A 13,767-nucleotide genomic window follows, 5' to 3' on the forward strand; every position below is an offset into this window, starting at 1 on the left:
TTGTACTGGGATGAGAAATAATAAAAACAAGAACCCCTTCTGTTATAATTTTTTTAAAATATAGGTTATTTTAAATGATGGAGAATCCAAATTGAAACCCGATGGTTCCGACCTTTTAATTCGAGGGCAAAATGAAATTTTAAAGCTTGAAAAGATTTTGCCGGCAATAATTTGTTTTGAAAAATATATTGAATTAAACCCAAAGAATCCTGTTGGATGGTTCTGGTATGCATATTCACTTGGTGAAAATTTTTGTATAGATCTTTCGAGGAACGCATATCAGGAATGCTTAAAATATGACCAGGGAAATGAAAACGGCCAAGTATATTTTAGACTTGCCAATCTGGAAATGAACATAGGGAACTTTAGAAATGCAGGAAAATAATTTGAAAAATTTTTTGGGCATCCATTTGTATGTAAACCGTTTCATTTTGTTCTTTTTGGAAATTTTCTAATAAAAGAAGAACGCTTCCGAGATGCGTTAGATAGCTTTAATAGAGCTATTCAAATTGAAGAAAGTAACCAGAATAATAAAAATTCATTAATGGATGAAATTTTAATGAATATTGGACTAGTCCATAAATCCATGGGAGCCTATCAAGAATCTGAAGCAATATTTAAAAATGTTGTTAATGATTCAAAGGCTAGACATGAATTAGATAAGATTCAATGTGTCGGAGAGGCGAGTGATATTGCCCGCAAAATAAGGGAATCTCACTATCGGATAGATCAGGTTGCAGAGTTATATTTAGCAATTCATGAAAGTGCAAGGGATAATTGGAATGAAATATTAATTTTTGAAACATTAAAAGAATATTTGAAGCTAAATAAAGACCATGGTTTGGCTTGGATTTGGTACGGAAGAGCCTTGAGAGGATTGTTTCATTGGAGGAAGGCAGAGAAAGCTTTTAAAAAGGCGCTTGAATATTGCCAAGAAGAAATTCAAGGAGCAATATTTGTGGAATTGGGAATAAATAGCTGTAGAGGAGAGGCGGCTAGTGTGGAGGCGGATAAGTGGTACGCATTGGCCTGTAAAGTTAAAGGAAAGGATGAGGGTTTTTTTTGGAAAAATAGAGGGCAAAACTTTTTATTTTTGGGCCGATTAGATGAAGCGAATGAATGTTTTGAAAAGGTTTACGATTGTCATTGGGGATCTTTTGAAGATGATGAAATATTATATTTTCAGGGTTTGGTTTTTAGAGCCAAGAAAGATTTTATTAGAGCCAGGTCATATTTTAAGGAGTCATTAGAGGATAACCCTGAGAATTCAAAGTCGAAAAAAGCTCTAAATGGATTAGAGGGGATAGAAGAATGTATAGATATTGTTAAGGGGTTTTGATTTATTAATTTTTCTTTTTGCTCTTTAAAACTAATTTGCCCTGCGTAACATTAGTCTGTACAGGTGGTTTTCCGGTTAAGGGTTTTTGATTATACTACGCGGCTTGATTTTCCTCCTTTAAAGTTTCAAAGACGTATTTTTGATAGAGAGGTCTTCCGTCCTGGAAGGTCTGCATGGGCGTTCTGCCCTGGCAGTGTTTTCCCTGATTGGTTCTTTCGTTGTTGTAGTGATGCATGAAGTCGTCCAGATCCTTTTGGATATCTTCAATGGATTGGTACAGTTTTTTTCTGAACGCCACTTTGTAGAACTCATTCTGCACAGTCTGGTTCAGGCGTTCGGTCGAGCCGTTAGTCTGCGGATGCCGGACTTTGGTTCTGGAATGCTCAATGCCAGAAAGATGAAGAAAGAGTTGGTAAGGGTGGGTTTCGATGCGGCCACAGTACTCGGTGCCCCGGTCAGTTAAAATGCGGAGCAACGCCATGTTCTGGGCATCGAAGAACGGCAGGACCTTGTCGTTCAGAAAGTCCGCCGCTGTCAGAGCCGTTTTGTCCGAGTACACTTTGGCGAAACCAACATTAGAATGCGTATCAATCGCCGTTTGCTGGTATATCTTTCCGACACCCTTGATGTAACCGATGTAGCAAGTGTCCTGGCCAAGAAGAAAACCGGGATGCGGTGTTTCGATCTCTCCATGAGCTTCCTTTTCCTCTTTGGCCTGTTCCAACGCCTGAACCTGCGATTCGGTGAGAATGCCTTCGTTCTCGGCAGACCATGCCTCCAACCGTTTCAGCCGTAAGCTTGCGATCTGGATATTGTGTCTCAGCCAGATACTACGAACACCACCATCGCTGATCTGGATGCCTTGTTTCTTGAGTTCATTGGCGACCCGCTTCTGGCCCTGGGTCGGAAACTCCAGCGCATAATCCAGCACCTTCTGTTCGATTGCAGGTGACACCCGATTGCCGATACGAGGGGCCTTGCGGGACTTCTCTAAGAGTCCCTCCAGGCCATCCTCTTCAAGAGCCGATTAATGTCGTAATGATGCTGGCGAGAAACGCCCAGTTTCCGGCAGGCTTCACTGATATTCCCCAGCGTCTGACCGAGCTCTAGAATGTTCAGCTTTCTTCTGATAACGTATTGTGATTGAGTCATGGTTTTCTCCTTTTAAGATTAAGATTCGACAACTTATCTTAACCGGAAAACCATGGCTCTTTCTCTTTCAAAGAACCAACTCTGTCAACGCAACTCGTTACTAGGCCATGTAAAGCAAAGGGGTCACCCATTAGCAGGCTCCGTGTCAATGGACGAATGTGTCTTTTTCTTCCAGCAGTCCTTTCTACTGGAAATAGTTTTTCTAAGCAGGACGGAGCTATTTGCTACTCATACTGGTTTTCGTTCTGGTCGCCTCTCTTCTTAGATGCATTCACTTTGATCTGTTTCTTGGGGGGGCAGAAGCCCTATCTATTGGTGTAATTTGTGTGTAATCTTGCCTGGAATTCCTTAATATTTCCCATCATTTCTGGGAGTTTTAGAGAACTGCCAACATACACCAAAAAAAAAAGTATATAAAGGCTTTAAGAAGAATCTGAAACTAAAGGGAAAACCTGACTTGAACCCTTCTAATCGGTAGGTCGCAGGTTCGAAACCTGCCAGGCGCGCCACCTGCAAGTGTCGCAATAGTATTTAAATGCAGTCAAATAAAGATTTGACTCCTTTACATATTTAAACCCTAACTTTATACCTTGATGGAAATAAAAGAAATTGAAATTCAAGATTCTAAGGGTAATAGAGAGATAGGTTTTTTTTCTATTTCTGACCAACCACCTTGGAAAAATGCATTCAATTCGCCTAGTATTGGAGAAGTACTAATTGAAGAATATGACTTATTTGAAGCAATGGTATACTTGAGAAATTTCCTTAAAGAGAAGAACTATATTGTTTTATGTAATGGAGCACGAGCGGATGTTTTCCCCTCAGCTATGTCGAGAGACATGAGTCGTGGTAGAAAAGCTTATATTACAATTTTTGGACAACAAGGTAACCCTGAAAACTTGATAGATATTTTTGATTTTACTGAGCCTCACCTAATTTCTACACCTGAAGCCCAAGAAGAGTTTCACGAAAAATGGTTTAAATCTTTAGGGAAATGACCAAATGGAACCCATTTCTCCAGATCCTGGTGAAATTGAAGAAGCTAAAAAATATCCCAATGGTTGGGTTTATAGAATTTCGGGTAGCTTTAAAGACGATGAAGCTATTCCTCCAGAGGCAGTGGTGGGTGCTTGGAAGGTCAATGATAGAGGTGAGATAAGCGGTGACTTTATACTTAACCCAAACTATAAAGCCAAGAAATAATCTAAATTTTAAGACAAAGTAAAGGGGGCACCCATTAGCGGTTTTTGTATCAAGGAACGAGCGTGTCCCTATTTTCCAATAGACAATTCTACTGGACGTTAATTTCTTTTAACAGGCCGGGGCTGGTTGATGCGCATTCTGGTTTTCTTTTTTGTCGCCTCTCTTCTTGGCTAAATCTGCATTAATCTAATTTTTTGGGTGTAGCGGCTTTATTTTTTGGTGTAATTCGTGTGTAATCGTGCCTGGAATTCAATACAATTCACCATCATTTCCGGGAGTTTTAGAGAACAGCCAACATGCGCCAACACTAAGTATATAAACACGTTAAGAAGAATCTGGAACTAAAGCGAAAACCTGACTTGAACCCTTCTAATCCGTAGGTCGCAGGTTCGAATCCTGCCAGGCGCACCACCTGCAAGTGTGGCAATAGTATTTAAATGCAGTCAAATAAAGATTTGACTCCTTTACAGTCAAAGATTTGACTCCTTTACAATTGAATCGAGCTTTTTAAATGCGGGCTCTGGTTCAAGAGGGATTGTGTTTGGCGAATCTGGAAGAGTAGGTCATGTTTTTAATGTCACAAACCGGAATGGTAGAGTTTTTTTTCCAGATGGTCAAATTGGCGGGCCTGCTAGAATTGGCAAGTTCGATTTTTTTAGGTTTATGAGAACGGACTAATTTAAGGGTAACCCATGATTGACAAGGAATCAGCATATAGAGTTGCAAATGAATATTTAAGTGAGAGATATGAAAGCCATATGCCTGTCACTATTCTTTCGGAATACACTATAGAGAAAAATTATGGTTGGCTCTTTTTCTATAACACGAAAAAATATTTGGAAACAAAAATCTTTAGAGATGGATTGGCGGGAAACGGGCCTCTTCTTGTGGAAAAATCTAATGGGAAGGTCACTGCGCTTGGTTCTTACACGTCACCAGAAGAAATTATTAAAGATTTTGAACGAGAGAGAGGATTTAGTTCTGATTGAACTGCCATAAGTGCCTCATTGTAAAAAAAGGAAGAATTTCATTGTTTGTTGGGTGTGTAAGGGTAAAGGGATTAAATCTTTACTTGACTACAAGTTGAAACCCCGGTTATTTCTTTAAAGGTAACGTTTTTCCTGCCTATGACATTAAAGAACGTTGGCGCACACGCATTGCCTGTACAAAGCTAGTATTTGCCGAACAGTGGCCCTTGTTTGGTATGTGATTTAGGCGGCTATTTTAGCCGTCTATTTTTGTTTTTGTGATTCTCCTTTAAATTTTTATATTTTTTGAGTCAGTCGCCCGTCCGGCGAGGACCGGGACAAACTCGGTCGCATCACGAAGAAGACCGAGACGTTGAACGGCACAACCACGCATGTGTACGATTATACCTATGACACGGCGGGTCGTCTGGATACGGTTACGAAGGACACTATTCTTCAAAACAACTACGAGTATGACGATAACTCGAACCGGACAAGTATAGACGGCGGCACGACAACCAACGCGACTTATGACGATCAGGATCGGTTGACGACCTACGCGGGCAACAGCTATGCGTACACGGACAACGGGGAGCTATTCACAAAAACCGTTGCATCGGACGTAACCACTTACACCTACGATGTACTCGGCAACCTGCGCAACGTTGATCTGCCCAACACGACGGATGATATAGAGTACCTCATTGACGGGCGTAATCGACGGATCGGAAAAAAAGTCGGCGCCAGTTAGGCTGGCTACAATTTCCAGCAAGGGGAGAAAGTTTTTTCAAGTTTGTTTGGACGGTTTAAAGGTGTTAAAAAAGTACCTAACCCTGATGGGAAATTGGGTAAGAGAAGCACCAGAGATCATATCGATTCCGTTGCTACTGAAATGGAGAGGCGTGGCTTTAAAATAACTGGTGGTGGAAACAGGCACCCTGAGGAATTTCTTCCAGGACCAGGAGGTGGAGGGTAAAACACTAAGAGTAAATACTGTCGATACTCGGGTTGACGGAATTTCTCTAACTACTAGGGAGTCTCGTAATGCGGCAAGAATAAGGTCGCAAACTCCCGGCGATCACTTGTTATTGATACCAAAACCGAAGTAGGTACAGGGAAATGGCTAAAAGGCAACTTTCATTTTTTGCAACACGCAATGATCTTTCGAAAGTTTTGGAGGTGGTTGCATCTAGAACCCTATTTTGTTTCGCCTCTTATATGGACGATCAGGAGGGATTTCCTAAAATATATCGTTCTATTTTGGATTTGCCAAATTTATCCGTTTCGGTCAATGGTGAACTAAACAGAGAAAATAGTTATTTGTTAATTGAAAATGGTGTGACTCCTAAAATAAGGCATATAGAACAAAGGAGAGGAGGGACAAGAAAGTTGTTTGATCAACTCTCTCACCCAGAAAGTGTATTGCTTAAACCTGGGGGTGTCATGGGAGAATTTGAGTGTATTATTGCAGGCCAGATAGGCACAGTTTCAGACAATCAATGGTCGGGTGATTTATATAAGGACCTTTTGAGGGAATTTAAGAAGAGGTTTAAAAAGGTAAAAGCTTTTTATGTTGGTAGCTCGGCTATGGAAAAATTAGAAGCTGGAGTTCGTTTAACCTCAAATGTGAAGTCACCACCAGAGTATGACTTATCGCTCTAGCCCAGTTTCACATAAAAGGAAGGGAGGGGTCACCCAGTAGCGGTTCCGTGTCAAGGAGCGAGCGTGTCCTTTGTTTCCAATAAACCATTCTACTGGAAGTTAATTTCTTTTAAACAGGCCAGAGTTGTTTATTACGCGTCCTGATTTTCGTTCTGGTGGATGTGGTTCCTTTCAATGATACGCATCAGTCACCCATCTGGTTTAAGGCAAAGAGTTCTTCAAAAAAGAGGGCAAGTCTTTTCTTGACGGCATTTGAATTTAGGTGAATTTTTTGCAGTTCAGTGGTTAAATCTTTTGGTGTAATTCGTGTGTAATCTTGCTTGGAATTCCCTGCTATTCCACATCATTTCCGGGAGTTTTAGAGAACAGCCAACATACGCCAACACAAAGTTTATAAACACGTTAAGAAGAATCTGGAACTAAAGCGAAAACCTGACTTGAACCCTTCTAATCCGTAGGTCGCAGGTTCGAATCCTGCCAGGCGCGCCACCTGCAAGTGTGGCAATAGTATTTAAATGCAGTCAAATAAAGATTTGACTCCTTTACGGCGCACCCTTCGCCGGTGCCCTGCAAGCCATAAAATTTGCTAGAATAGCCAATAAGGCGAGACAAGCTTTTAATACTTTCAAAAGAAGAAAGGTTGCTTTAGATACCAACGCAATTATTAAGAGATTGGAGGGTTCTCCTAGTGAAGTAAATGCTGTAATTAAGGCAATTGATGGTCGAAGACCTATAATCTCTAGGACGGCAATAAAGGAGTTTAGCGCAAAAGGGGACATGAATGTCCTTCGTGAGTTTTTAACAACCCATGGAGGAAGAGTTGGCAAGGCGGGCTCCCGAGATTTAGTCGATAGACTAAAGAGGTCGGGAATAAAAAATAAGGATGCCATAATTACCGGATCAGCAATAAGGGAAAACGCCAAGTTGTTAACACGTGATGAAAAACTTCTTAAGAGAGTAGGCCCAATCGGGGAGTTATTTTAATGAGTGCTTTTAATACAGTTTTTGGAGAGACCGATTGCCATCAATGTGGGGAAAAAGGTCAATTTGAAGTCCAGTTTAAATATGGCAGTACTTGGCAATTCGAATACAAACTAGGAGATAAAATTAAATGGGGAGGGAATGACAAAGGAAAACCTGAATATAAGAAAGTCCTTGTGGAAGGGTTTGGGGGGCCATGCCCTCATTGTGGTGCGAATGGCATTGAATTCGATGTATTGATTGAAAATAATCAAATTATAAGTATCAAGGCAATTGGATTTGAGAGGCCAACCGAAACAGATGATGGGTACGTGCTCCTTGAATAATTAAAGTAACCAAATGAATTGTTTCCAAACCGAAGGGGTGGCGCAGAGCAATTTGAGCTACTTAGTGATATTCCTAAAGGAAAGTTTCTTGAAGGGGTGCCTTTTAGATGACCAGTATTAGCTATTCAGAAAATACTGTAAAAGCTGATGATGTTACAATTTCTTGTGAATATAAAGTTGATGACGCGTTTATCATTGAAGACACGGTCATCGTTTTATTGGATTCCGACGAAAAGTTAAAATTTAAGAACCAGGAGCAATTTAAAAACCTGTTTGGTTACAATTTGCAAGGCGAGCAATTATGGATCGCGGAGTTGTACTGCTCCCCTGTTTTCAAGACAGATTAAGCGGCTAATTTGATTCTGTGTTCTTGTGGGCTGAGGTAGCCCAGTGCCGAGTGCGGTCGGGCCTGATTGTACTTGTCGATCCAGTCCGCAATCACCTCAAACGCATGGTCCATCGACTCGAACCTGTGGAGCCACACGCATTCCTCTTTTAACGTTCGGAAAAACCTCTCGATCATGCCATTCTGTTGCGGTGTGTACGGCGTGATGTATTCCTGCTTCACGCCGTGGTGATTCGCCACCCTGGTGAACACTTTTGATCCGAACACGAGGCCGTTGTCTGACCGAAGATCAAGCTTATGGCGTTTCGTAATCCTGCGTTGCCTCAATCCGTCTTCGAGTGCTGCCGCCGCAACTTTCGCCTTGCCGGATTTAGACAATCGCCAGCCGACCAACTCCCGGTCCGAACAATCGATCACTCCCGGCAGATGACACCAGCCATCCCGACCACAAAAAATATGCGTCACATCTATCGCCCAACGTTGATCCGGGTGCTGGGCTCTTGAGATCCATCCTTTAACACGCGGACGTTTTCCCTTCGACCGTTTGATCGCCTGCCAGTGATTGAGTTTCACAATGCGATGCACCTTCTTGCGGTTCACCGGGATTCCCAGGCTCCGCCGTGCCATCGCGGTTAACCGACGCACGCCATAGGTCGGTTCTTCATCAATCACACGCTTCAGTTCCAACACTAACTCGGTGTCCATCTTCGCAGGCTGTGGTGAAGGCGGGCGATAGTAAAACGTTGAACGCGGCAACTCGAACCAGCGACACAGCTTCGATACTGACACCAGACGACCTTCCTCTTGCATTCGGCTCTGAACGTTTAAGAGGCGTTCTCTTCCAACTCGATCAGAGCCTGCAACTTTTTTCTGGCATCCAGTTCGAGGACCAACTCGCCAACCTTGGCCCGCAGGTCCTTCACCTCGCGCTCATGTAACGATTGCTCGCCTTTCGCACTCGTTTTCAATCCCTGTTCACCAGACTTTAAAAACTGATCCAGCCAGCCCTGAACCTCTGATTGCTTCAGGTCCTGAGACCGACAGATTTCTACCAGCGTTTTTTCACCTTTAATCAACTGCAATACCAAATCCGACTTACGCTTCGCCGTCCAGCGTTGAATTCCATTCTCCATCGTATGACTCCAGATAAGGGCTCACCAAAGGGAATACGATTCCCCATCTCCTCCGCCCCCTGTCTAAAGTGACGGGGCGGCTCCGATGGGAATCTTAGCTCCCTCAGAAACATTCATAAAACCACTTATCACCTGTCCAGTCTTTTTGGGGGGCAGTATAGAGTTACCGACAGATAAAAAAAGGGATACTTATTACCAAATGAGCAAGGTAAGGAGTAAATTGCTCCCTTGGTCATTTTATTTGATGGCTGATTCGGTTTGTTCCTATAATTGCGAAATTGATATTGCTACGGGAAAAATTATAAAATCTGTTTTCAATAAATAATTTGTGCAGAGTACTGTTATCAAAAGGAAAAAGAATCCTTTCTTTCCTTGGTTGCATTTGATTTCAGCTATTCTTCTGAGTATAGAGCCCAAATCTTTTAGTGTAATTCGTGTGTAATCTTGCTTGGAATTCCCTGCTATTCCCCATCATTTCCCAGAAATATAGAGAACTGACAAAACACTCCAAACCTTATGATATAAATACGTTAGGAAGAATCAAGAACTAAAGTGAAAACCTGAATTGAATATTTGTAATCAGTAGGTCGGGGGTTCGACTCCTCTCACCGGCTCTTTAAAAACAATGGTCTGTTAGTATTGTTCTTAAGGTTGAATTATATTAATAGGCATATAATAGGCGAATATTACTCAATATAGGATCCTGCGCCCTGTAGCTAAAATAAATAGGGCCAAGTTCGTTTAGGTGTTCGTAACCGGTGAAGTCGCGGTTGGTGGTGCTGTTATGGGTAGGGATTGTCCGTGTGTCACCCAGTTAGTGTTGCAACCGAGTCCATAGAATGAAAACCGTTTGATGTTGATCATCCAGAACCTATCAACATACATGAAGAGATCGAATATCATGATAAAGGAATTTACGGAAAATGTGTACAAAGCTAGTATTTGCCGAACAGAGGCCCTTGTTGGGTATTGGATTTAGGCGGCTATTTTAGCCGTCTTTTTTATTTTTTGCTCCTGTATTTTATCTGGTTTTGGAAGACCTTCCTTGAAGACTGTTTCCGGTGTCCTGCCGTTCATATTTCTGCCCTGATGAGGACGCTTAGTGTTGTAGTGGATGAAGTAGGTGTCGAGGTCCTTCTGCATTTCCTTAACGGACTCGTACCACTTCTTTCTTCCCATGATGCGGAAGTGTTCATCGAGTAGTGTTCGATGGAGACGTTCAACAAAGCCGTTGCTCTGGGGACGACGTACTTTTGTGGTGCGGTGTTCGATCTGTTCTAACTGCAAAAACAGTTCGTAAGGGTTGCGGTCTTTTCGTCCGCAGAACTCTCTGCCATTGTCACTGAGGATAGTCGTGATCCTGGCATCGTGAGATTCAAAGAACGGGAGTACCTCGTTGTTAAGCGTCTGGACTGCGGTGACCGGCAACTTGCTGGTGTAGAGCCTTCCCCAGGCGTATCGGCTGTAACAGTCGATGACATTTTGCAGGTACACACGGCCTACGCCTTTCAAGGTTCCGACCATGAAGGTGTCGACGGCTACCAGGTCACCAGTGTGCCGGGTTTCGATATGACGTTCCCGGAACTCCGGACTGAACCTTTCTAACGCACGAATCTGATCTTCGGTCAGGTCGATCTTCTTGCCCTTGATCGATTGTTCCAATCTCAGGAAGCGTTGATGTTTCTGTAGCAGGTTGTGCCGACTCCACACACCCCGGACACCACCCGAGGAAACGTTGATTCCGGAAAGCATCAGGTCCTGGGCAACGCGCAGGCATCCATGGGAGGGATGTTTAAGAGAATATTCGAGAACCGCCTTCTCAATCTCTTCTGAAACCCGATTGGGATGAGGGCTTTTAGCTCCCGGCAGACGGTCAATAAGACCCTCAGCACCATAGGTCTGGTAGTTTCTTCGTATCTCGTAGAACTGGGTGCGGGAATACCCCATGATTTTGCAGGCTTTGCTGACGTTACCCAGTTCACTTGCCAGCTCTAGCATGGACAGTTTCCTTCGTGCTACCTTGTTCACGGTGGTCATTGGATTCTCCTTGTCGAGTAGGTTCGTAAGCGTTAGACACTTACAATTTACCCAATCAAGGGCCAATGACCACTTTCTTTTCAAAAATGATCAACTGTCAGTCAATTACTGGCAACCATCATCAGAATCTAGGTTCATGATGTAAACAAAAGGAACATGTCCAAAAAACCGCGGCCAAATGCCTGCCCCAGAAAAATATTGGAACCACCCTCAAGGATTACTTTACAAAACCCCTAATTTATATAAAAATAGGGCCTTATCGGGTTTTCTACCCGTCTCCGACCAGCCTCAGGTTCGAGGAACACAACAATGTCTGAAGAATCCTCCAGTCCAATCGATCCACCTTCCACGCCTTCGTCCAATGAGCCGGATTCCGCGGATACTACCCGTGAGATGAATTACCTCATTGAACGGGCAAGCCAGGAAAGAAAAAACCTGCAGCTTCTGGTCGAATACTTCGAAAAAAAATCAGAACAGTTTGATGAAAAACGCCTGTTCTTTGAACGCATCCAGGAACAGATCCCCGGTACTCTGGACAAACTGGAATCGGTAAACCAGCGCATTGAAGAGGTACGCTCTTTCGACGTCCGCGTGCGCGAATTCCAGACGATCTCCAAAGACCTCGACTCCCAGTACCAGCACCTCAAGCGGGAGCTGGACAACCTCCATTTATTAAGTGAGCACATTGACCACAAGGTAAAAAGCCTCAATCAGCAACGCGGTCTCGTTGAAAAAGCAAACGAGGATGCCGGTCGGCTGAACACGCTGGTGTGGGATATGGACTCCAAGATGAAAAAGCTCAAGGAGGAGATCAAGCAGGTCAAGAACACGGACAAGAACATTAACCGACTTGAATACATGCTGGAGAACATCACCAAGCAGATGGATCAGGTCAATCTGTTCCGGGAGACCATGAAAACCGGGTCAGAGACGGTCTCGGAACTGAATCAACTGGTCCACAACGTGGAAGGAAGGCTGGAGCGGGTCCAGAAGGAAAAAACCGTTGTCGACAGTTACCAGCAGGATTTACACGACCTGCGCTCACTGCTCGAGCAGTCCCAGACCAACACGGACAAGGTCCTCAGCCACAATCAGCTGGTGCAGGAAACCCAGGGAACCATCAACCAGTTGATCAGGGAAATCCAGGAACTAAAAATAGAAGCCAAGAATGTTTCCGTCAAGAACGACCAGATGCGGAGTGTCAGCAGCCGGATACGGGATCTGGATTCACTCGTGGTCGATGTCGAAAACAAGATAGCGCAGGTTAAGGACCAGGGCGTTCAAGTCCAGAAGACAGAAGAGAAAATCACCAAGCTCAACACGTTTCTGATCGATAACATCAGCAACAAGATGAAAATTCTCAACGATGAGATGAAAGTTATTGACACCGCCACCGAAAAAATGGGGCGTTTCCACGTAATGGCGGAGGATGCTGAACAGAAGGTCCAGCAATTTGAGCAGGAGATTCGCAAAGCCGACGAGATCAGCGAAATATTGGAAAAAAATTCCGGGATGAGTGAATCCGTCCGTCAACAGATGGACGAGATTGCCCGCAAACAGCAGTTGGTGGATCAGGTTGATAAAAAAGTAAACGATCTAAGCTCCATGGTCATCAGTCTCGACGTCAAGATGGAAACCCAGATGCAGCGCAAGTCGCTCATCGAAAAAATGGAAAAGAAAGTGGATGGCCTCGAGTTTTTTATTGAAGAAGCCAATCTGAAAATTTCCAAAGTTTCCAAAAAGATCGATTTCCTGGAGAAGGTCGATCAGAAACTGGAAGACCTGAAATCCATGACCAACCAGGTGGAAGAAAAAATCCTGGATATGACCAAGGAAAAAGTAGCGGTGGACGACCAGGAACGCCGCATGAACCACCTCGCTTCCAAACTCAGCATCATGGAAATCGAGCTCCGTTCCAAATACAAGGAATTGCAGGAATCCAAAGAGGAAATCGAACATGTTGGGAAAGTCCGGGAAGACCTTGGGCAGATTGTCCGGAACTTTGAAGACAAACTTGAAACCATCTCTCATCAGACAGAAAAAATCAATGCCACTGATTCCAGGCTGGCCGATCAGGATACTCTGTTGAAAGATTTAAAAGTCCGGCAGGAAATTCTGGAAGAAAAAGAAGAGATGGTGGTACATGCCGAAAAGAAAATCGACCAGTTGCAGAACCTGATGGATGGGCTGGAAGACCGATTGCGCCAGGTTCAGGAAAGTGACAGCAAGGTCAAGGAAACCCGGCAGGCAGTCAAGGAACTGGACGGTGCCTTATCGAAAGTGCAGGCAGACAAGGCACGCATTGAACTGGAAAAAGACAACCTCGACAACATCTCAATCAACATTGAAAAACTCAACGCCATCACCCATGAGGCTCAATCCAAAATTGACGCGCTCTCTGGCAAAATCCATTTACTTGAAGAACTGGAAAAACGGTTAAACCAGTTGAATCTGATGACTGAAGACGTCAATGTCAAGATTGAAAATCTCAAACAGGAAGCTGGCTTAATCCACCAGGCGGGGGACAAGGTTTCCGAACTCAAATTTTTATTGGAAGAAGTGGACAAACGAACCGAAAGCTGATTTCTGGCTTTCCTTGCCCTTCGACAATCTTCGCATC

The 13,767-nt window shown here is 43.6% G+C and carries 15 protein-coding genes and 1 pseudogene; 12 read left to right on the plus strand and 4 right to left on the minus strand.

Going from position 1 to position 13,767, the window contains the following annotated elements:
* Positions 1 to 91 precede the first annotated feature (91 nt).
* Together G3M70_15590 and G3M70_15595 are read left to right on the plus strand one after the other, a co-directional pair.
* Positions 92 to 385 (plus strand): hypothetical protein, encoded by a 294-nt coding sequence (locus G3M70_15590; protein QPJ63221.1) that lies wholly within the window; start codon positions 92 to 94, stop codon positions 383 to 385.
* A gap of 159 nt (positions 386 to 544) precedes the next feature.
* Positions 545 to 1,339, plus strand: coding sequence for a tetratricopeptide repeat protein (locus G3M70_15595; protein QPJ63222.1), 795 nt, complete (start codon positions 545 to 547; stop codon positions 1,337 to 1,339).
* A 94-nt stretch (positions 1,340 to 1,433) separates the two neighbouring features.
* Here the strand turns inward: G3M70_15595 and G3M70_15600 are convergent.
* Positions 1,434 to 2,491: pseudogene (locus G3M70_15600) on the minus strand (IS481 family transposase).
* Positions 2,492 to 3,084: 593 nt separating this feature from the next.
* Here G3M70_15600 and G3M70_15605 point away from each other — a divergent pair.
* The 9 genes from G3M70_15605 to G3M70_15645 all read left to right on the plus strand — a co-directional run bounded on the left by G3M70_15605 (position 3,085) and on the right by G3M70_15645 (position 7,978).
* Complete coding sequence (locus G3M70_15605; protein ID QPJ63223.1) at positions 3,085 to 3,489, plus strand: hypothetical protein; 405 nt, start codon at positions 3,085 to 3,087, stop codon at positions 3,487 to 3,489.
* Positions 3,490 to 3,502: 13 nt separating this feature from the next.
* Positions 3,503 to 3,694, plus strand: coding sequence for a hypothetical protein (locus tag G3M70_15610; protein ID QPJ63843.1), 192 nt, complete (start codon positions 3,503 to 3,505; stop codon positions 3,692 to 3,694).
* Positions 3,695 to 4,186: 492 nt separating this feature from the next.
* On the plus strand, positions 4,187 to 4,372 hold the full coding sequence (locus tag G3M70_15615) for a hypothetical protein (protein ID QPJ63844.1): 186 nt from the start codon (positions 4,187 to 4,189) through the stop codon (positions 4,370 to 4,372).
* Between the two features lie 14 nt (positions 4,373 to 4,386).
* A complete protein-coding gene (locus tag G3M70_15620; GenBank protein ID QPJ63224.1) occupies positions 4,387 to 4,683 on the plus strand; it encodes a hypothetical protein in 297 nt (98 codons plus the stop codon).
* A 352-nt stretch (positions 4,684 to 5,035) separates the two neighbouring features.
* Positions 5,036 to 5,413 carry a hypothetical protein gene (locus G3M70_15625; protein ID QPJ63225.1) on the plus strand — a complete coding sequence of 126 codons (378 nt, stop codon included), beginning with the start codon at positions 5,036 to 5,038 and terminating at the stop codon, positions 5,411 to 5,413.
* Positions 5,414 to 5,781: 368 nt separating this feature from the next.
* Positions 5,782 to 6,324: a hypothetical protein gene (locus G3M70_15630; protein QPJ63226.1), complete on the plus strand. Its 543-nt coding sequence runs from the start codon at positions 5,782 to 5,784 to the stop codon at positions 6,322 to 6,324.
* 672 nt (positions 6,325 to 6,996) lie between these two features.
* A complete protein-coding gene (locus G3M70_15635) occupies positions 6,997 to 7,308 on the plus strand; it encodes a type II toxin-antitoxin system VapC family toxin (GenBank protein QPJ63227.1) in 312 nt (103 codons plus the stop codon).
* Entirely contained in the window at positions 7,308 to 7,631 is a 324-nt protein-coding gene (locus tag G3M70_15640) for a hypothetical protein (GenBank protein QPJ63228.1), read from the plus strand. Before G3M70_15635 ends, G3M70_15640 begins: the two co-directional genes overlap by 1 nt.
* Positions 7,632 to 7,738: 107 nt before the next feature.
* The gene (locus G3M70_15645) at positions 7,739 to 7,978 is read left to right on the plus strand and encodes a hypothetical protein (protein QPJ63229.1); all 240 of its coding nucleotides are present in this window, start codon (positions 7,739 to 7,741) and stop codon (positions 7,976 to 7,978) included.
* On the opposite strand, the gene G3M70_15650 is transcribed toward G3M70_15645, so the two are convergent.
* From G3M70_15650 to G3M70_15660, 3 genes are all read right to left on the minus strand, one after another.
* Positions 7,975 to 8,787, minus strand: coding sequence for an IS3 family transposase (locus tag G3M70_15650; protein QPJ63230.1), 813 nt, complete (start codon positions 8,785 to 8,787; stop codon positions 7,975 to 7,977). The two genes, G3M70_15645 and G3M70_15650, sit on opposite strands and share 4 nt — an antisense overlap.
* A gap of 14 nt (positions 8,788 to 8,801) precedes the next feature.
* Positions 8,802 to 9,110, minus strand: coding sequence for a DUF1153 domain-containing protein (locus G3M70_15655; protein QPJ63231.1), 309 nt, complete (start codon positions 9,108 to 9,110; stop codon positions 8,802 to 8,804).
* A gap of 975 nt (positions 9,111 to 10,085) precedes the next feature.
* The gene (locus G3M70_15660) at positions 10,086 to 11,147 is read right to left on the minus strand and encodes an IS481 family transposase (GenBank protein QPJ63232.1); all 1,062 of its coding nucleotides are present in this window, start codon (positions 11,145 to 11,147) and stop codon (positions 10,086 to 10,088) included.
* 309 nt (positions 11,148 to 11,456) lie between these two features.
* Here G3M70_15660 and G3M70_15665 point away from each other — a divergent pair, with 309 nt between their 5' ends.
* Entirely contained in the window at positions 11,457 to 13,730 is a 2,274-nt protein-coding gene (locus G3M70_15665; GenBank protein QPJ63233.1) for a hypothetical protein, read from the plus strand.
* The last annotated feature ends 37 nt before the right edge of the window (positions 13,731 to 13,767 follow it).

It is taken from the genome of Candidatus Nitronauta litoralis, assembly GCA_015698285.1.
In the GTDB taxonomy this organism is placed as follows: domain Bacteria; phylum Nitrospinota; class Nitrospinia; order Nitrospinales; family Nitrospinaceae; genus Nitronauta; species Nitronauta litoralis.